Annotated in this window: 15 protein-coding genes; 8 read left to right on the top strand and 7 right to left on the bottom strand. The window is 73.0% G+C overall.

Annotation, left to right across the window (positions count from 1 at the left end):
* The first annotated feature begins 104 nt into the window (after window positions 1–104).
* On the top strand, window positions 105–821 hold the full coding sequence (locus tag ACFWYM_RS31885) for an SDR family NAD(P)-dependent oxidoreductase (RefSeq protein WP_384845210.1): 717 nt from the start codon (window positions 105–107) through the stop codon (window positions 819–821).
* 132 nt (window positions 822–953) lie between these two features.
* A complete protein-coding gene (locus ACFWYM_RS31880) occupies window positions 954–2,186 on the top strand; it encodes a cation:proton antiporter (RefSeq protein ID WP_384845207.1) in 1,233 nt (410 codons plus the stop codon).
* Between the two features lie 28 nt (window positions 2,187–2,214).
* On the opposite strand, the gene ACFWYM_RS31875 is transcribed toward ACFWYM_RS31880, so the two are convergent.
* Both ACFWYM_RS31875 and ACFWYM_RS31870 read right to left on the bottom strand, forming a co-directional pair.
* The gene (locus ACFWYM_RS31875; RefSeq protein ID WP_384845204.1) at window positions 2,215–3,054 is read right to left on the bottom strand and encodes a hypothetical protein; all 840 of its coding nucleotides are present in this window, start codon (window positions 3,052–3,054) and stop codon (window positions 2,215–2,217) included.
* Between the two features lie 75 nt (window positions 3,055–3,129).
* Complete coding sequence (locus ACFWYM_RS31870) at window positions 3,130–3,621, bottom strand: histidine kinase (protein WP_384845201.1); 492 nt, start codon at window positions 3,619–3,621, stop codon at window positions 3,130–3,132.
* A gap of 305 nt (window positions 3,622–3,926) precedes the next feature.
* On the opposite strand from ACFWYM_RS31870, the gene ACFWYM_RS31865 reads away from it, so the two are divergent.
* Window positions 3,927–5,459, top strand: coding sequence for a threonine/serine exporter ThrE family protein (locus ACFWYM_RS31865; RefSeq protein ID WP_384845198.1), 1,533 nt, complete (start codon window positions 3,927–3,929; stop codon window positions 5,457–5,459).
* A 54-nt stretch (window positions 5,460–5,513) separates the two neighbouring features.
* A complete protein-coding gene (locus tag ACFWYM_RS31860) occupies window positions 5,514–6,752 on the top strand; it encodes a cytochrome P450 (protein WP_384845196.1) in 1,239 nt (412 codons plus the stop codon).
* A gap of 28 nt (window positions 6,753–6,780) precedes the next feature.
* On the opposite strand, the gene ACFWYM_RS31855 is transcribed toward ACFWYM_RS31860, so the two are convergent.
* Complete coding sequence (locus ACFWYM_RS31855) at window positions 6,781–7,554, bottom strand: class I SAM-dependent methyltransferase (RefSeq protein WP_384845193.1); 774 nt, start codon at window positions 7,552–7,554, stop codon at window positions 6,781–6,783.
* Window positions 7,555–7,952: 398 nt separating this feature from the next.
* Between ACFWYM_RS31855 and ACFWYM_RS31850 the strand changes: the two genes are divergently transcribed.
* Complete coding sequence (locus ACFWYM_RS31850; protein ID WP_384845190.1) at window positions 7,953–8,372, top strand: molybdopterin-binding protein; 420 nt, start codon at window positions 7,953–7,955, stop codon at window positions 8,370–8,372.
* A 186-nt stretch (window positions 8,373–8,558) separates the two neighbouring features.
* Here the strand turns inward: ACFWYM_RS31850 and ispG are convergent, their stop codons facing one another.
* From ispG to ispH, 3 genes are all read right to left on the bottom strand, one after another.
* On the bottom strand, window positions 8,559–9,647 hold the full coding sequence (gene ispG, locus ACFWYM_RS31845) for a flavodoxin-dependent (E)-4-hydroxy-3-methylbut-2-enyl-diphosphate synthase (RefSeq protein ID WP_384845352.1): 1,089 nt from the start codon (window positions 9,645–9,647) through the stop codon (window positions 8,559–8,561).
* Between the two features lie 7 nt (window positions 9,648–9,654).
* Entirely contained in the window at window positions 9,655–11,613 is a 1,959-nt protein-coding gene (gene dxs, locus ACFWYM_RS31840; protein ID WP_384845187.1) for a 1-deoxy-D-xylulose-5-phosphate synthase, read from the bottom strand.
* A 137-nt stretch (window positions 11,614–11,750) separates the two neighbouring features.
* A complete protein-coding gene (gene ispH, locus ACFWYM_RS31835; RefSeq protein WP_384845184.1) occupies window positions 11,751–12,746 on the bottom strand; it encodes a 4-hydroxy-3-methylbut-2-enyl diphosphate reductase in 996 nt (331 codons plus the stop codon).
* Window positions 12,747–13,143: 397 nt separating this feature from the next.
* Here ispH and ACFWYM_RS31830 point away from each other — a divergent pair, with 397 nt between their 5' ends.
* Both ACFWYM_RS31830 and ACFWYM_RS31825 read left to right on the top strand, forming a co-directional pair.
* Window positions 13,144–14,496 (top strand): hypothetical protein, encoded by a 1,353-nt coding sequence (locus ACFWYM_RS31830; RefSeq protein ID WP_384845181.1) that lies wholly within the window; start codon window positions 13,144–13,146, stop codon window positions 14,494–14,496.
* Between the two features lie 108 nt (window positions 14,497–14,604).
* Entirely contained in the window at window positions 14,605–16,212 is a 1,608-nt protein-coding gene (locus ACFWYM_RS31825; protein ID WP_384845178.1) for a bifunctional phosphatase PAP2/diacylglycerol kinase family protein, read from the top strand.
* A 59-nt stretch (window positions 16,213–16,271) separates the two neighbouring features.
* On the opposite strand, the gene ACFWYM_RS31820 is transcribed toward ACFWYM_RS31825, so the two are convergent.
* Window positions 16,272–17,387: an FAD-dependent oxidoreductase gene (locus ACFWYM_RS31820; protein ID WP_384845176.1), complete on the bottom strand. Its 1,116-nt coding sequence runs from the start codon at window positions 17,385–17,387 to the stop codon at window positions 16,272–16,274.
* Between the two features lie 70 nt (window positions 17,388–17,457).
* Between ACFWYM_RS31820 and ACFWYM_RS31815 the strand changes: the two genes are divergently transcribed.
* Window positions 17,458–18,138 carry a TetR/AcrR family transcriptional regulator gene (locus tag ACFWYM_RS31815; RefSeq protein WP_384845173.1) on the top strand — a complete coding sequence of 227 codons (681 nt, stop codon included), beginning with the start codon at window positions 17,458–17,460 and terminating at the stop codon, window positions 18,136–18,138.
* The last annotated feature ends 2 nt before the right edge of the window (window positions 18,139–18,140 follow it).

Raw genomic sequence — 18,140 nt, 5'->3', positions numbered from 1 at the left:
GGGTCAACCTGCATGTTACCGTCCAACTTAAGTTGACCCAAGGGTCAAGATGTCGAAGGCCGAGATGTCGCGAAGTCGAGAAGCAGAGAGCAAGGAGAGCCCTCATGTCCAAAGTGATCGCCGTCTTCGGGGCCGGTACCGGTCTCGGTGCCTCTGTCGCCCGCCGCTTCGGCCGTGAAGGCTTTCGTGTCGCCCTGGTGGCGCGCCGCCGGCAGCGCCTGGATGCCCTCGTCGAGGACCTCGCGAAGGACGGCATCGAGGCAGCCGGATTCTCCGCCGACCTGTCCCGGCCCGCCGAAGTGCCCGCGCTGATCGCGAGCATCCGCGACCGCTTCGGCCGCATCGACGTGATCGAGTACGGGCCGTTCAGCACCGAGCAGAGCTTCGCCCCGGCCACGGAGACAGACGCCGCCTCCCTGGAGAAGGGCCTCCCGATGTTCCTGCTGACCCCCGTGGAGGTGGTCCGCGCAGTGCTGCCGGAGTGGACCGGGCGGGGAGACGGCGCTTTCCTCCTGACCACCGGCGTTTCGGCGGTCCACCCGATGCCCGGTCTCAGCGGCCTGGCTCCCGTGGGAGCCGCTGCCCGCAACTACCTCTACTCCCTCCACGGCGAACTGGCCGACGCGGGCATCTACGTCGGAACCCTCTCCGTCGGCGCATCGATAGCCCGCAGCGAGATGAGCGCACTCATCGCCCGGTCCGGAACCCCTGCGGCTTCGACCGCGGAGTTCCCGGTCGTCGACCCCGATGACCTCGCCGAGCAGTACTGGGACATGTACACCCAGCGCGACCGGATCGAGCAGCTCCACCCTCAGCCCTGAAGCGTGCGGCGCAGCCAGGGCGGTGTCCCTTCCGGGTGATGGCCAGGGCGCGGCTGCCGTGCCCCGCGTCGGCGGGAGCGGAGACTGGCCGGACGTCCCCGGACTGTCCCGCCCCCGCTCCTGTGAGTTGCCGTGTTCGCTCTTCTCCTCCTGGTGTCCCTGCTGTTCGTGTGGACCCTGGTGTCGGAACGGCTGGCGCGGTGGAGCATCACCGCGCCGCTCGCGTTCGCGGTCGCCGGGATCGTCCTGACTCGTGGGGAGCACCCGCCCGTCCAGCTCGACCTGGAGGCGCACGCCTTCCAGCGCGGCCTCGAACTCGTCCTGGCGGTCATGCTGTTCACGGACGCCACCGAGGCCCGGGACTACGAACGGCTGGGCAAGTCGGTGGGGGAGGGGCGGCTGCTCGGCCTGGCGCTGCCCGCATCGGTCGGGCTGACCACCCTCTTCGGCGCCGCGCTCTTCCCGGGCACGAGCTGGTGGCTGCTGGCCGTGGCCGCGCTGGTCGTGATGCCCATGGACCTCGCCCCGATCGCCACGTTCCTGCGTGATGCGCGGGTGCCGCTGCGGGTGCGTGCCGCGCTGAACATCGAGGGCGGCTTCAACGACGGGCTGATCTCCCCGCTGTTCACCTTCTGCGTGGCCAACCTCGTCTCCGCCCAGGGCGATACGTTCACCGATCTGCTGCTGAACGCCCTCAAGGGTGCGGTGTTCGCGGTGCTCGTCGGCTCGGCCCTGGGGTTCTTGGCCGCCTGGCTGGTGCGGCGGGCCCTGGAGGCGGGGTGGGCGCGGCCCGCCGGGCTGCGCCTGGCCACCTTGACGCTGCCCTTCGTCGCGTACGCCGCCGCCGTACCCATCGGCGGCAACGGCTTCGTCGCCGCCTTCGTGACCGGCCTCTGGTACGCCCACACGGCGCACGCCATCGGCCACCACAGCCTCGAACTCGCCCACGACGCCGTCGAAGTGATGGCCCTGGCCGTGTGGTTCACCTTCGGGAAGCTCACCGCGGACGACTTCGCGCAGGGCGGCGTCACCTGGCCCGTCATCGGCTACGCGCTGCTCGCCCTCACCGTCGCCCGCATCGTGCCGGTGTACGCGGCGCTGGGCGGCATGGGCTTCGACCGGGTGGAGCGGGGCGCGGTCGGGTGGCTCGGCTCCCGCGGGGTCACCTCGATCGTCTTCGCGTTCCTCGCGTACGTCCAACTGCCCTATGGCAGCGCGGTGTTCATCTTCAATGTGACCTGTGCGACCGTTCTGCTGAGCATCATCCTGCACGGCGTCACGATGGAGCCCATCGCCCGGTGGTTCGAGGGCCACCAGGGCCGGAGTGCTCCGTCGTCGCTCGCCGAGGCGGACGGCGGCCGGTGACGGTCGGGGCCCCGGCGCGGCCCGGACTTCACGAGTCCGAGTCGCCCGGGCCACGGTCGCCCCCAGGGGGTGGGCGGTGTTCGTCGGCGTCGTCCGGAGTCCGTGTCGTCGTCGGCGCTCCGGCGACCGTGTCCTGGAACCAGGTGCGCAACCTCTCCCAGCGGGCGTCGTGCCGGGCGGTCTGCCGTTCGGCACGGGCCCGCTTCGCCGGGCGGTCGCGGTAGAAGCGGCGGTACCAGGGAGAGCCGGGCCGGGCCAGGCGGATCGCCGCGGCCGCGCCCACCACCGGCACGAACAGGCCGAGCACCCCCAGCCGGAGCTTCCCCTTGGCGAACGCCACCGCAGCACACAGTGCGTCCGCCACGATCGCCGTGATCCACCAGCCGCGCCCGGTCGTCGCGAGGTCGCCGAAGGAGTCGATGCCCAGCGGAGCGATGCCCAGCAGCACGGCCCCGACCGCGGCCACGGTGAGGGTGATCGCCTCGATGGAGGCGCGGCCCTCCTTGGACCAGTAGACGTCCTGCAGATGCAGGATCAGCGCGAACTCATCGAGGACGAGACCGGCCCCGGTGCCGAAGACACCGGCGGCCAGACAGCGGGACAAGCTGTCGCCACCGGACACCCCGACTGCCCAGAAGCCTCCGGCGACGGTGAGGATCACGCCGGGCACCACGTGGTGGATGTGCAGTCCGCCGGAGCTGACATTGCGGAACGGCCCCCGCCCGGCCCGGATCATGCGCGTGATCAGGCGGGTCACCAGAAACACCACGACGAACGCCAGCAGCGCGATGGTGAGCGGGAGCCGTCCGTTCGAGCTCGCCGCCAGTACCCGTACCGCTTCCGCCGCCGTCAGCCCGTGCTCTGTCACAGCCCGTAAACGAGCCGAGGGTGCCCCGGACACCGAGGCCGTGAGGAGACCGTGCAGCCGGTACGGTTCGGGCCGTCACGCCTTGCGAGCCGCCTTCTCCGCCGCCCGCACCTGAGCGGCGAACTCCTTGGCGGACAGGCGTTCCAGGGTGCCACCGTGGCGCAGGGCCAGGTCGTCGGCGGGCTGCGGTGACTCTTCGTAGAGGTCGGCGACGAGCGCCGCCGTCCCCTCCTCGACGCGGCCGCTGACGTAGATCAGCGCGGCCCCGCCCTCCTGGTCGCGGGCGTTCGCGAGCGCCTCGGCGGCGGCTGCCGCGTTGGTCAGGCCCAGGAACGCCCCCGCGGGCCCGGCGAGCAGCCCGAGCAGCCCGCCGACGACCCCGGCGCCCACCGTGTACCCGGCCGCGCTCTCCACATGGCTCTCCGGCACGTCCACGATCCCGTCCGCCGAGCGCTCCAGGACCGCGACCGCCGCCAGGTCGGGCAGCAGCTTGAAGTCCTCGAACGCCGCGCGGCAGCGGCCGGGATCGTCGAAGAAGATCAGCAGCACATGGTGGGTGTCGGCCATGACGGGGGCTCCTCGGCTGGCTCCTTGGCGGGCTCTTCGGTGGGCTCTTGGGCTGGCTCTTTGGCGTGCTCTTCGGCGTGACGGGGCCATTCCAGTGGACCCGGCGGCGGCTGCCCCCGCCAGTGGAACCCAGGAGGCGGGGCGCGGCAGACCGTGCGAGATTCGGTCGTGTCCGCTGCGTCGCCGGAGTGAGGAGCCCGATGGTCGCACTGGTCCAGCCGGCCACGCAGGTGACCGAGGTTGGCGCGGTCCCCTGCGGCGCAGCGGGCTGTTTCCGGCCCCGGTCCTGATCGGATCGTGCGCGGATGAGCTGGTGGCGGGAGCGGGCGAGGCGCGCCGGGCGACAGCGCCGACGCAGGGACGGGGCGCCGCCGCAGACCGGTGACCCGGGGGTCTCCGGCGCGGCCGGCCCAGGCGATGACTCGCCGCCGTCCGACGTCTCCGCGCACGACCTCGCCGCCGCCCTCCTCAAGCGGCTGCCCCCGCTCGGCGCCGACACCATCCGGGTCCCGCGCAGCGAGGACCTGGAGCCGCGCATGCTCCAGGAGCTCGCCGCCACGCTCAGCACGGTGGGCATGGACCTCGTCCGCGCGGCGGAGCGCACCGCGCAGATCGAGAGCACCATCAAGGACATCGCGGCCCGCTACGGCGTCGCCGCGCGCTGCTTCGCCGTGCCCACCGGCGTCTTCGTACGAGTCGCCCACGGGCCGGGCAGCACCGCCGGGATCGTCGACTTCGCCCCGGTCGAGGGCCCCGACCTCCGGCTCGACCAGGTCCAGGCCCTGCAGCTCCTGGTCGAGCGCATGCGGCGCGAACCGGTACCGCTGCCCGAGGTGCGCGGGGCACTGCGGGAAGTCGACGAGCTGACCGTCCGGTTCAACCCGGCCGCCCGCGTCCTGGGGTACGCGCTGCTCACCGTCGGCCTGGGCGTGGTGCGCCACCCCACCGTCCCCGCCATCGTGGGCTACGCGGTCCTGGGCGTCCTGGTCGGCCTGCTGCACCTGCTCGGCGACCGCTTCCCCGCGATCAGGAGCGGGCTGCCGGTGGCCGCCGCCGTCCTGGTCACGGTGGTGGCGCAGCGCTGGGCGGGCCCCGTGCTGCACGAGGCGCCGACGAACCTGTTCATCCCGCCCCTGATCGCCTTCCTGCCGGGAGCCTCGCTGACGCTGGGCGTCATCGAACTCGCCGCCGGCGCCGTCCTGTCCGGCATGGCCCGGCTCGCCAAGGCGGGCAACGTACTGCTGCTGCTCGCCTTCGGCATCCTCGTCGGCACCACCGCCGTGGGCGCCCGCCCCGTCGCCGAGCCCTACCCCGACACCCTGGGGCGCTGGGCCCCTTGGTGCGCGCTGCTGCTGCTCGGCCTCGGCTTCCAGCTCTTCCGCATCGCCCCGCCCCGCGTCATCGGCTGGCTGGTCGGCGCGCTGTTCCTGGCCCGCTTCGTGCAGTCGCTGGGCACCACCGTCCTCGGGCCCGCCTTCGGGGCGTTCGCCGCGGGCATGCTGCTGCCGCCGATGGCCGCGGCGATCCAGCGGCGCACCAGCACGCCGGACCGGGTGATCTTCCTGCCGTGCTTCTGGATGCTGGTCCCCGGCTCGACCGGTCTGCTGGGCGTCTCCGAACTCTTCGTCCAGCACAACGCCAACAGCGTGCCCGACCTGATCACCACCACCGTCACGGTGGCCGCGATCGCGCTCGGCGTGCTGGTGGGAGCGGGCCTGCTGCAGCGACCCCACCTCGAACTCGCCACGGCGGCGCCGCCCGGCGATTCCCGGACGCCTGACCCCCGTACGACCGATCCGAGAACGACCGATTCCCGTACGGCCGAGGGGCCCGGCTGACCCCCGGTCGGCCACGGCCTTGACTTCTCCGGAGCGCCACCTCACCGTGCCGCCATGACGCCCCCGTCACCGCCTCCGCCCCCGCCCCCGCTTCCTCGCTCCCGTGCCGCCTTCGTCCCCTGCTCCGGCGAGAGCTGGCGCGACCCGTACCCCATGTATGCGGCGCTGCGCGACGAGGATCCGCTGCACCACGTCCAGGACGGCGACTACTGGGTCCTGTCCCGGTTCGCCGACGTCTCGGCGGCGCTGCGCGATCCCGAGGTGTACTCCTCCCGGCAAGGGCTCACCTTCACCTACGGCGACATGAAGGCCATCGGCCTGGACGCGGCGACGCCCATGGTGATGCTCGACCCACCCGAGCACACCGACTTCCGCAAGCTGATCACCAAGGGGTACACGCCGCGCCGCGTCGCCGCCGTCGAGCCGGACATACGCCGCTTCGTCCGCGCCCGCCTGGACCACCTCGACGAGCTGGCAGAGCAGAGCGGAAAGGCCGAAGTGGACCTGATATCCGGCCTGTTCAAGCCGCTGCCCAGCTTCGTCGTGGCGCGCTACCTCGGCGTCGACGAAGCGGACCGGGCGCGGTTCGACGACTGGACGGAGCAGATCGTCGCCGCCAACGCCCAGGGGGACCCGCTGGGCGCGACCGAGGCGGTCAGCGGCCTCTTCGGCCACTTCACGCAGCTCATCGAGCGCCGCCGCGCCGCCCCCGCCGACGACACCGTCTCCGACCTGATCCAGGTCATGGGCGACGACGAGGCGAGCCTGCTGCGCATCCTGGGCTTCGCCTTCACGATGGTCGCGGGCGGCAATGACACCACCACCGGGCTGCTCGGCACCGCCGCCGAACTCCTCACCGCACACCCGGAGTTGCGCCAAGCGCTCGCCGCCCGCCCGGAGGAAGTCCCGCGCGCCGTCGAGGAGTTCCTGCGCCTGGCCACACCCGTGCAGGCGCTGGCCCGCACCGTCACCAGGGACGTGACCCTGCACGGCGCCACCGTCCCGGCAGGCCGCAAGGTGCTCCTGTTGTACGGCTCCGCCAACCGTGACCCGCGCGAGTTCGGCCCCACGGCCGACGTACCGGACACCGGCCGCACTCACCGTCAGCACGCCGCCTTCGGCTTCGGCCCGCACCACTGCCTGGGTGCCGCCGCGGCCCGCCTCCAGGCGCGCGTCGCCCTGGAGGAACTCCTCACCCGCTTCCCCGAGTTCACGGTCGACGCGGCGCGCGGCACCTTCGCGGGCGGCAGCTTCGTGCGGCGCTACGCGTCCTTGCCGGGCACCCTGACCTGAGGCCGCGAGGGCGTGCGGCCGCGCGTGGTCAGGGGGTGGCGCGCAGCAGCACGAGCGACCCGCTGTACGTCGGCCGACTGCGCAGGTGGCCGAAGGCTTCGTCCCAGGCGCCGCAGCCCAGCGCGCGGCGCAGAGCGGTGTCGAAGTCCAGGCCGGCCCGGTCGTCGAGGGAGCTCCAGGCCGAACTGGCCGGGCGGGCGGCAGAGTCGAGGAGGAGTTCGGGGCGGCCGTAGTACGCCTCGTTGAACCCGCCGTCGGTGCAGTCCAGGGGGATGGGGACGAACTGGATGGTGGTGGTGCCGCCGAGCGCGGCCGTGAGGCGGTGCAGGGGCGGGTGGCGGCGGGCCTCCGCGTCGAGGACCTCGGGGGCGTACTCGTACAGCCAGAAGTCGCGCACGCGCAGAGGGTCGCAGGTCAGCACGGTGACGGGGCCGCGGGTGACGCGTCGCATCTCGCGCAGCCCGGCGGTGACGTCGGACCACTCGTGGACGCTGAACAGGGTCATCGAGGCGTCGAACTGCCCGTCGGCGAAAGGGAGATGTTCGGCGACGGCGTCGATGGCGGTGGCGAGCTCGGCGGGGCGCTGGGCCCGCAGGGCGAGGGAGGGCTCGACGGCGGTGATCGAGTGGGCTGCGTTCTCGTAGGACCCGGTGCCCGCACCCACGTTGAGGACGGTGCGGGCGTCGCCCAGTGCCTGGTCGACGTAGTGGGCGATGCGCGCGTCAGGGCGGCGGTAGGCGTCAGGGCCGCGGCCGATCGCGCGGTGGCCGACGTCACCGACGTATCCGTCCTGAGTGCGCATGACCATCAATGACCTCGCCTGCTGGGCCCGGACCGGGGGCGGAGCCACCGGCATCCGCGTCCCGAAGAACACTCCCATCCTGCATGTGCCAAGGCGCATGTCATAGTCCCCTGTCGCATGCTTGGCCGATCAGCCAATGTGCGTCGCAAATACGCTGTCGTAGTTGGATGTTGCGCTGGTGGGCTCGGCGGGCTCGGCGGGCTCGGCGGGCCGAAGGAGGCCGGGACTTCGGCCCCGGCCCGATCTGCCAGGAACCGTGGCCCTTCTGGCTCGCGGATGCGGCGCGCCCACAACCGGACTTTTGCGGATGGATTACCTTCGGGGCCATGAAGTCAGGTGGGCCGCGACAGCGGCCCGCTCGCCCCTTCCGTCCCTCTACCTTTGTGAGGCACCACCCCATGAGCCTGTCCATCCGTAACCAGATCGCCGGTACCGTCGCGTCCGTCACCACCGGCGAAGCCATGGCGACGGTCAAGGTCCGCCTGGACGGCGGCCAGGACATCACCGCCGCGATCACCACCGAGGCCGTCAAGGACCTCGGGCTCGCCGAGGGCTCCGCGGTCAAGGCCCTCGTGAAGTCCACCGAGGTCTCCCTGGCCACCGGCCCGGTCCAGGGCCTGTCCATCCGCAACCAGATCCCGGGCACCGTCTCGGACGTCGCCGCCGGCGGCGCCATGGCCTCGGTCAAGGTCGACGTCGAGGGCGGCGCGCTCACCGCGGCCATCACCAAGGACGCGGTCACCGACCTCGGCCTGGCCGCCGGCTCCTCCGTCGTCGCCCTGATCAAGTCGACGGAGATCTCGCTCGCCACCGCCTGATCCGGCGTCGGCACGACCGTGGGGCCCCTCACCCGGGTTGGGCGAGGGGCCCTTGGCGTGCCACGTTCAGGGCCCGTACGTCGCCCGCCCGCCCGGCGCAGCGCGGGGCGCTCACATCGTGGCTCCGGCCCGTGTGAACGGAGAGCCCGCACCCGGCCCGGGATCCGGCCCGCTGGAGGCCCCGCCTCAAGGAGCCGGCTCGGTCAGCCTCAACGCCTCCTCCACCAGCGTCTCCACGATCTTTGACTCCGGCACCGTCTTGATGACCTCGCCCTTGACGAAGATCTGTCCCTTGCCGTTGCCGGAGGAGACGCCGATGTCGGCCTCGCGGGCCTCCCCGGGGCCGTTGACCACGCAGCCCATCACGGCGACGCGCAAGGGGTGCGGGAAGCCGTCGAAGGCCGCCTCCACCGCCTCGGCCAGGCGGTACACGTCGACCTGGGCGCGGCCGCACGAAGGGCAGGAGACGATTTCCAGGCGGCGTTCGCGCAGGCCCATCGACTGGAGGATGGCGATGCCGACCTTGACCTCCTCCACCGGCGGTGCGGACAGCGAGACCCGGATGGTGTCGCCGATGCCGCGGGAGAGCAGCGCTCCGAAGGCGACCGCCGACTTCACCGTGCCCTGGAAGGCGGGGCCCGCCTCCGTGACGCCCAAGTGCAGCGGGTAGTCGCAGCGTTCGGACAGTTCCGTGTAGGCGGCGGTCATGACGAGCGGGTCGTGGTGCTTGACGGAGATCTTGAGGTCGGTGAAGCCGTGCTCCTCGAAGAGTGATGCCTCCCAGAGAGCCGATTCGACGAGTGCCTCCGGTGTGACCCGGCCGTACTTGAGGAGCAGTCGCTTGTCGAGGGAGCCCGCGTTCACGCCGATACGGATGGGCGTCGCCGCGTCCCGGGCCGCCTGGGCGATCTCCTTGACCTTGTCGTCGAAGCGCTTGATGTTGCCCGGGTTGACGCGGACCGCCGCACAGCCCGCGTCGATCGCGGCGAACACGTACTTGGGCTGGAAGTGGATGTCGGCGATCACCGGGATCTGCGCCTTGCGGGCGATGGCGGGCAGCGCGTCGGCGTCGTCCTGCGAGGGCACCGCGACGCGCACGATCTGGCAGCCCGCTGCGGTGAGTTCGGCGATCTGCTGGAGCGTGGCGTCGACGTCGGCGGTGAGCGTCGTCGTCATGGACTGCACCGAGACCGGGGCGTCACCGCCGACGGGCACGGAGCCCACGTGGACGGTGCGCGTGCGGCGGCGCGGAGCGGTCAGCGAGCGGGCGGGCATGCCCAGGTCAGTGGTCACGGAGGGCCTCCGGCTCCAGGTGGGGGTGGCCCGCGCGGGCGCGCAGGACCGAGTGGACGATGCCGCTGCGGCCGAGCCCGGCCGCGGCGAGGATGTCGGCGCGCCCGCCGTGGGCGAGGAACCGCCCGGGCAGGCCGAGGACCCGTACCGGCACGGTGCTTCCGGCGTCCGCGAGCGCCCGGGCGACGGCCGTACCGGCGCCTCCGGCCCGGGTGTTGTCCTCCACGGTGACGACCAGCCGGTGCCGGGCGGCGAGCCGCGTCAGGTCGGCGGAGACGGGCAGGACCCAGCGCGGGTCGACGACGGTCACGCCGACGCCGAGCGCGGACAGGTGCTGCGCCGCCGCCAGCGCCTCGGTGGCCAGCGGGCCCACCGCGATCAGCAGGACATCCCGGTTCCGGGAGTGCCGCAGCACGTCGACGGAGCCGATCCGCTCCACCGCCGAGAGGTCCGCGCCCGCCGTCGCCTTGGGGAAGCGCAGCGCGGTCGGCCCCCGGCCGTCGGCCACGGCCTCGCCGAGCAGCTCCCGCAGCCGCGCCGCGTCCCGGGGCACCGCGACCCGCATCCCGGGCACGGCCCCCAGCACCGTCAGGTCCCACATGCCGTGGTGGCTCGGCCCGTCCGGACCGGTGACCCCGGCCCGGTCCAGGACGAAGGTGACCGGGAGCCGGTGCAGCGCCACATCCATCAGCACCTGGTCGAAGGCGCGGCCCAGGAAGGTGGCGTACACGGCGATCACGGGATGCAGCCCCGCCATGGCCAGGCCCGCCGCCGACGTCACCGCGTGCTGCTCGGCGATCCCGACGTCGAAGAACCGCTCCGGGAAGCGCTCACCGAAGGAGGCGAGCCCCGTCGGGCCGGGCATCGCGGCGGTGAGGGCCACCAGGTCGCGGCGGCCTTCGCCGAGGCGGCAGATCTCCTCGGAGAACACCCGCGTCCACGTCGGCGGGGCAGGGGTGGACGAGCGCGGGCCGCCCGTCTGCGGGACGAGTGGTCCGACCGCGTGCATGCGCTCGGAGGCGTCCGCCTCCGCCGGTTCGTACCCTTTCCCCTTCACGGTCACGACGTGCACCACGACGGGCACCCGCATGTCACGGGCGATGCGCAACGCCTCCTCCACGGACGGCAGATGGTGGCCGTCGACCGGTCCGAGATAGGCGAAGCCGAGGAGCTCGAAGAGCGTGCGGGCCACCGGCAGCGGACCGCTCACACCGCTCACACCGCTCACACCGTTCACCCCACTCACGCCACCGCCGGCGACGCCCGGCGGCCGGTTCGGCGAACCCGGCGCGTCCAGCAGCCAGTCGACGGTGTCCGTCGTGTCGCCGCGCAGGTGCTGGAGGTGGTCGGCGAGGGCGCCGACGGTCGGGGCGTAGGAGCGTTCGTTGTCGTTGAGGACGACGATGACGGGGCGGTGCGGGGCGCCCCCGATGTTGTTCATCGCCTCCCACGCCATGCCGCCGGTCAGCGCCCCGTCCCCGATGACCGCGACCACGGACCGGTCCGCCTCGCCCGCCAGATGATGGGCCTTGGTGAGCCCGTCGGCATACGAAAGGGCCGTCGAGGCATGGGAGTTCTCGACGAAGTCGTGCGGGGACTCGGCGCGCGAGGGATAGCCGGACAGGCCCCCGGCCTGACGCAGCCGACGGAACCCCGGAGCCCGCCCGGTGAGCAGCTTGTGCACGTACGCCTGGTGGCCGGTGTCGAAGAGCAGCGCGTCCGAGGGGGAGTCGAAGACCAGGTGCAGCGCGAGCGTGAGCTCGACGACGCCGAGGTTGGGGCCGAGGTGGCCGCCCGAGGCACAGACGTGCTCGACGAGGAACGCGCGGATCTCGGCGGCGAGTTGCTCTCGCTCCTCGCCGGACAGCGAGCGCAGGGACTCCGGGCCGGAGACGCGGCGGAGCACGGGGTAGTCGTGGGTCACGGGAGCAGAGGTCACAGCAGCCATGGGTGCGCCTACTTACGAAGCGGGGAGCGATGGTGCAACGGGTCGGCGGGGGAGGGGAGTTCACGTCCGTACGGCGACGAACGGGCTCCATCCGTACGGCGGCGAACGGGGCCCATCCGCTCGGCGGCGGGGCGCGCTCACGTCCGCACGGCCGAGGGCGGCGCGAAGTGCAGGTCCTCCACGGTCGTGGTGCGCTCGACGACCGTGACGGGGCCCAGGCCCGCGAGGAACTCGATCACCTCGTCCACCAGGGCGGGCGGCGCCGACGCCCCGGCGGTCAGGCCGACCCGGTCCGCGCCCTCGAGCCACGCCGGGTCGATGCGGGCGGCGTCCTCGATGAGGTGCGCGGCGGTGCCGAGGCGGCGGCTCACCTCCACCAGACGCACGGAGTTGGAGGAGTTCGCCGAGCCGACGACGAAGAGCACATCCACCTCGCCCGCCACCGCCTCCACGGCCAGCTGCCGGTTGGTCGTGGCGTAACAGATGTCGTCGGAGCCCGGCTCGGCGAGGAGCGGGAAGCGTTCCCGCAGCGCGCCGACGACCTCTTGGGTCTCCTGGACGGCGAGGGTGGTCTGCGTCAGTACTGCGACCCGTTCGCTGTCCGGTATGTCGAGCGACGTGAGTGCCGTGACGTCCTCGGCGGTCTCCACCAGGACGGTCCTGTCCGGTGCCTCGCCCAGTGTGCCCTCGACCTCCTCGTGCCCGGCGTGGCCCACGAGGACGACGGTGTGGCCGCGCCCCGCGAACCGCCGTGCCTCCGCGTGCACTTTGGTCACCAGCGGGCACGTCGCGTCCACGACCCGCAGCCCCCGGCGCCCGGCCTCGGCCCGCACCTGCGGGGAGACGCCGTGCGCGGAGAACACGGTCAGCGCGCCGTCGGGTATCTCGTCGAGCTCGTCGACGAAGCGGGCGCCGCGCTCGGTCAACTCCGCCACGACATGGGTGTTGTGCACGATCTGTTTGCGCACGTAGACGGGTTCGCCGGCGTCGGCGAGAAGCCGCTCCACGGTGTCGATGGCCCGCTCGACCCCCGCACAGAACGAGCGAGGAGAGGCGAGAACCACCGTGCGGGGGTGGGGCGTCGGGGAGGCCGGGCCGGGATCGGAGCCGTCGGGATGCGGCGGGACGGACATGGTTCCGCCTCCTCTCAAGAGGCTGGGGCGGTCTGCCCCGAAAGGGGCCAGGGGCTGTTCGGCCGGGTGGTCAGCCCGGCCGGGCCGGTTCGTCTCTGCTGGTCGGGAGGGCCGGATGGTCGGTCCGGCCGAGCGGGCAGGCGTGCGCGCCGAAAACACTCCCCGCCGTGAATCCCCACACCCCGGCGGGCCTCACTCGGCACCACGATGCGCCTGGTGAGCCGTTTCCCGTCCGGCATGCGAGCGGCAGAATTCACCTAAGCACCGGACATCGACACCAGTAAGTGGCCTGTACCGCTGCATGCGTGAATATGTTGAAAGCCCACGAAAAAACCGTCCTGCGCGGCCGGTCGAGGACGTACGCCGATCAGCCGCAGAGCACCCTGAGGGACGCCGCATGACCCGCCGCGGACGCAACCACCAACTGGCCGCCCTGCTCGCCGAAGCAGACTGGAGCGCCGCGCAACTCGCCCGCCGGGTCAACGCCTTGGGCGGCGCCCGTGGCCTGCGGCTGCGCTACGACCGTACGGCGGTCGCGCACTGGCTGGCCGGGACCCGCCCTCGGCGCCGGGTCGCCGATGTGGTCGCCGAGGTGCTCAGCCAGGCCACCGGCCGGACCGTGACCCCCGACGACACCGGCCTCGCCCCCCTCGCCCGGGCGCGCGGCGAGGTGCTGAGCCCGGCCGTCGACCGCACCGACCCGGTCCGCCGCCTGCTCACCCTGTGCCGCACCGACATCCATCCCGGACTGCGCTCGGTCCTCCTCAACTCGCCCTACATCACGGACTTCAGGCCCCGCTGGCCGCTGCCGCCGGGCGACGACGCCGAGGACCTGCCGACCGCGCACACGCCCTGGGAGGCGCACTCCCTGGAGGAGGCGGTGACGCTCTTCCACGACCTTGCGGCGCGCCACCCCGGCCCGCGCACCAGGGCGGCCGCCGCGGCCTTCATCGCAGGTGAAGCGGGACCGGGGCTCTTCACGCAGACCCGCTCCCCGTCCCATGCCGCTCTCCTGGTGCCCCTGTCCCAACTCGCCCATCTCCTGGGCTCGATGAGCGGAGCGGCCGGTCACGACGGGCTCGCCCAGGACTACTTCCGCACCGCCTGCGCACTGTCCGCCCGGGCGGGGGACCACATCACGTACGCGATCACGGTGCGCTCGATGAGCACGCAGGCCCACGAACTGGGCCACCCCATGCACGCGTTGGAGCTCGCCGAGCGCGCGGCGATGCTGGCCCCCCGCGAGACTCCGCCCGAGGCCCTGGCCTACCTCCTGGCCGGACGCGCCCTGGCCCGGGCCGCCCAGGGCCTCGGCCGGGGGGCGCGCGACGACCTGCGCCAGGCCGAGCGCCACCACGCGCGGGCGGGCGAGGACAGCGCCCCGGGTGCCTTCACGGCGTATCCCCGGGCGGGCCTGGACTACCAGCGCGCCCGCACCCTCCTGGTCCTCGGTGACCGGACCGGGGCGCTGCACGCCTTCCAGGAGTCCCTGGAGCACCGCGACGCCGAACACCGCAGGGCCCGCGCACTCAGCCACGCCCGCTACGCCGAGGCCCTGCTGTCGGTCGGACACCTGGACGCGGCCTGCGCCCAGTGGCGCGACTGCCTCGCCCTCCTGCCCACCCTGCCGCCCCATCAGGCCCGCCACATCCTCCGCACCGTGGTCCGGCGCCTGTACCCCTACCGTCACCACGGCAGCGCCCAGCACGTGCTGCTGCTGGTGCGCGCGCAGCTGACGACCCCTCGCTGAGAGGCAGTCCTTCAAGCCACGGAAGCATGCGCTCGATGAGACGTTTGCCACCGCCGGGGGCGGCGCGTCGCGTGCGCGGTCAAGGGGCGAACAGGGTAGCCAGAGATCATGGTCTCCTCATCGAACGTGCCCCGCGCCCTGGCCGGTCTTCGCGCCCTGGACAGTTTCCGGGTCCTGGACCGCCGGATGTTCCTGCGCGTGGCCGAGTCCCGGCTGCCGGGCGCGGAGCAGGTGCTGCCGCGGCTGTCGCGGGCCGCGAACCACGGCCGGCTGTGGTTCGCCACCGCCGGGGCCCTCGCGGTCGCGGGCGGGCCTCGCGCGCGGCGGGCCGCGGTCCGCGGGGCCGGGGCCCTGGCGCTCGCCTCGCTGGCCACGAACACCGTCGCGAAGTACGCGGTGCGCAGGCCCCGTCCGGCCTTCGACGCGGTCCCGCTGGTGCGGCGCCTGGTGAAGTACCCGCACACCTCCTCGTTCCCCTCCGGGCACTCCGCGTCGGCCGCGGCCTTCGCCTGCGGCGTGGCGCTCGAGTCGTGGCGCGGCGCCCTCGTCGTCGCCCCGCTCGCCGCCGCCGTGGCGTTCTCCCGGGTGTACGTCGGTGTCCACTACCCCAGTGACGTCCTCGCGGGCTGCGCGATCGGCGCGGCGGCGGCCGCGGCCACCTGCTACTGGTGGCCGCCGCGCGTCACCGCCCCCGGCGAGCGCACGGCCCGCGCGGACGAGGCGGCACCGGCCCTGCCGCGGGGCGCCGGCCTGACCGTGATCGTCAACTCCCGCTCCGGCGCGGGCGTTCCGGGCCGCCTGCCCGCCGACGAGCACCTCAAGCTGCTGCTGCCCGAGGCAGAGATCGTCGTCAGCGCACCCGGCGACGACCTCGGCGCGCTCCTGGACGAGGCGGCGCACCGCGCCAAGCAGGACGGCGGCGCACTGGGCGTGTGCGGCGGCGACGGCACGGTCAACGCGGCGGCCCGGCGTGCGACCGAGGCGGGCGTGCCGCTTGCCGTCTTCCCCGGCGGCACCCTCAACCACTTCGCCCTGGACGCGGACACGCAGACCTTCGAGGAGACGGCCCACGCGGTGGAGTACGGGCAGGCCATCCGCGTGGACCTGGCGCAGGTACAGGTACCGGCGGGCGAGGACAAGGACTTCCTCAACACCTTCTCCATCGGCCTCTACCCGGAACTGGTCGCCGCGCGCGAGCGGATCGAGGGCCGCATCGGCAAGGCACCCGCCGCCGCCCTCGCCCTGGCCCGCGTCCTGCGCACCGCCGCCCCGATCCACCTGCGCATCGACGGCGAACCCCACCTGATCTGGCTGCTGTTCGCGGGCAACGGCCACTATCTGCCCGACGGCTTCGCCCCCAGCCACCGCCCCCGCCTGGACGACGGCACCCTGGACATCCGTACGGTCTCCGCCGACACCCCCCTGGCCCGCACCCGCGTCGTGTTCTCGGCCCTCACCGGCTCCCTGCTCCGCTCCCGCGTCTACCACGCCCGACAGGTGAGGCGACTGGACCTGAGCGAGCTCTCGGACGTCAACTCCCTTGCTTACGACGGCGAGACGGCACCGGCACCCGACGCGCTCACCCTCGCCAAGCAGCCCGGCGCCCTCGTCGTCTACAGCCCCAGCAACGCGCCGAACGAGGTCGTGCAGCGGGCACGCACGGTCACGGCGGCGGCATATGGGGGCGGCAGCCGCCGCGTGCGCGAGGAGAAGTAGCGGGGGAGCAGGAGGGGGGGAGCAGGAGGGGGGCCGCGCAGACCGGCGCGCGGTGACCCTCAGCCGGGCTGGAAGAAGGCGAGCATCTTCTGGGCGGCGTCCGGCGCCGTCAGCAACTCCTGGATGTCCGCGGACATCCGGGCGGCGGCGCCGGTGCGCTCGAACATCTCGCGTTCGTACTCCCTGACGGCGGCGGGCACGTCGTCCGGGTGCGCGGCCAGCGCGAGGCCGAGGAGCGCGCCGTCGAGCAGCGCCATGTTGGCACCCTGGCCCACCGGCGGCATCAGGTGCGCGGCATCGCCGAGCAGCGTGACGTCCGGCGCCGACGGCCAGGTCAGGCCGACCGGGAGCGTGGAGATCGACCGCGGCACGACCGTGTCGTCGCAAGCCGCGATCAGTGCCGTGAAGCGCGGGTCCCAGCCGGAGAACAGGTCGATCAGCCGCGCCCGGGCGGCGGCCGGGTCGTCGAAGGGGATCCCGCTGGTGGCGAACCAGTCCTGGTCGGTGTTGTAGAAGTTGAGGCCGATGCGCACGCAGCCGTCGCCGTTGCGCTGCGCCGCCAGGGACTGTCCGTTGCCGAGCACCCAGTAGTTGCCGCGCCCGACCATTGCCGCGAGGTCGGGGTGGGTGTGGTCGATGTCGGAGATGCAGAGCTCGACGAAGTTCTGGCCCATGTGCGTCGGCCGGGCGTCGGTGAGGAGGGGGCGGACCCGGGAGTTCGCGCCGTCGGCGCCGACCAGCAGGTCGTACGGAGCGCTGCCGCCCTCGGCGAAGTGCAGCACGCCGTCGGCGGCGGACGCGAAGGCGTGCCCCCAGCGCACCACGCCGCCGGGGAGGGAATCCAGCAGCAGGTCGCGCAGATCGGCGCGGTCCACCTCGGGCCGCGCGAGCGGGGCGTCGTCGGGTGTGTCCTCCTGCAGCAGCAGGGTGCCGTCCGGTTCGAGGAGCCGCATGTCCTGGCCTTCACCACGGGCTATCGCGAAGAACTCGTCGATCAGACCGGCCTCGCGCAGCGCCCGCTGCCCCGAGTGGATGTCGAGCATGCCGCCCTGATCACGCGCACCGCGCGAGGCGTCGCGCTCGTACACGACGGCGCCGATGCCGTGCACGTGCAGCACCCGGGCAAGCGCCAGGCCGCCCGGGCCCGCTCCGACAATGGCGATGTTCGTGGTCATGGTTGCCCCCATACGATTCGCTGTATTGGTCGATACACTGTATCGCTCAAAGCGCTGTATCGTCTGCGGCATGGTGGTGTGGGAGCGGCCGGAGCCGCAGGACCGACCGGTGCCGGCCCCGCTGAGCCGGGAGCGGATCGTGCGAGCGGCGGTCCGACTGGCCGACGCGGACGGCATGGAGGCGGTGTCGCTGCGCAAGGTCGCCGGCGCGCTGGGCGTGGGGCCGATGCGGCTGTACGGCTACATCGACACCAAGGAGGAGCTGCTCGACCTGATGGTCGACGCGGTGCACGCCGAGATCCGGCCGGAGGGGGACGGTTGGCGCGCGGCGCTGCGCTCCTTCGCCGAATCCACCCGGCAGGCCGTGCACCGGCACGAATGGCTCGCCGACCTGATCGGCGGCCGCCCCCGGCTCGGTCCGCACGCCCTGGCCAGGGGGGAGGCCGTCTACGCCGCGATGGACGGCGTCGACATGGACACCGTCGTGCCGGTGGTCGCCGCGGTCGACGCGTACGTGATCGGGGCGGTGCGCCGGGAGATCACCGAGCTGCGCGCCGAGCGGGCCACCGGCATGGACAAGGGGCAGTGGCAGGCCACCTACGGCCCTTACCTGAAGCGCACCTTCGCGACGGGACGGTTCCCCGCGCTCGCCTCGGTCGTACGCGACGGCCCCCACCTCGACGCCGACGAGACCTTCTGGAGCGGACTGGACTTGCTGCTCGACGGCGTCGAGGCGCGTATTTCTGGGTGACG

It is taken from the genome of Streptomyces sp. NPDC059009 (genome assembly GCF_042740175.1).
Lineage (GTDB): Bacteria > Actinomycetota > Actinomycetes > Streptomycetales > Streptomycetaceae > Streptomyces.
This window is presented reverse-complemented; position numbering and strand designations above follow the sequence as displayed.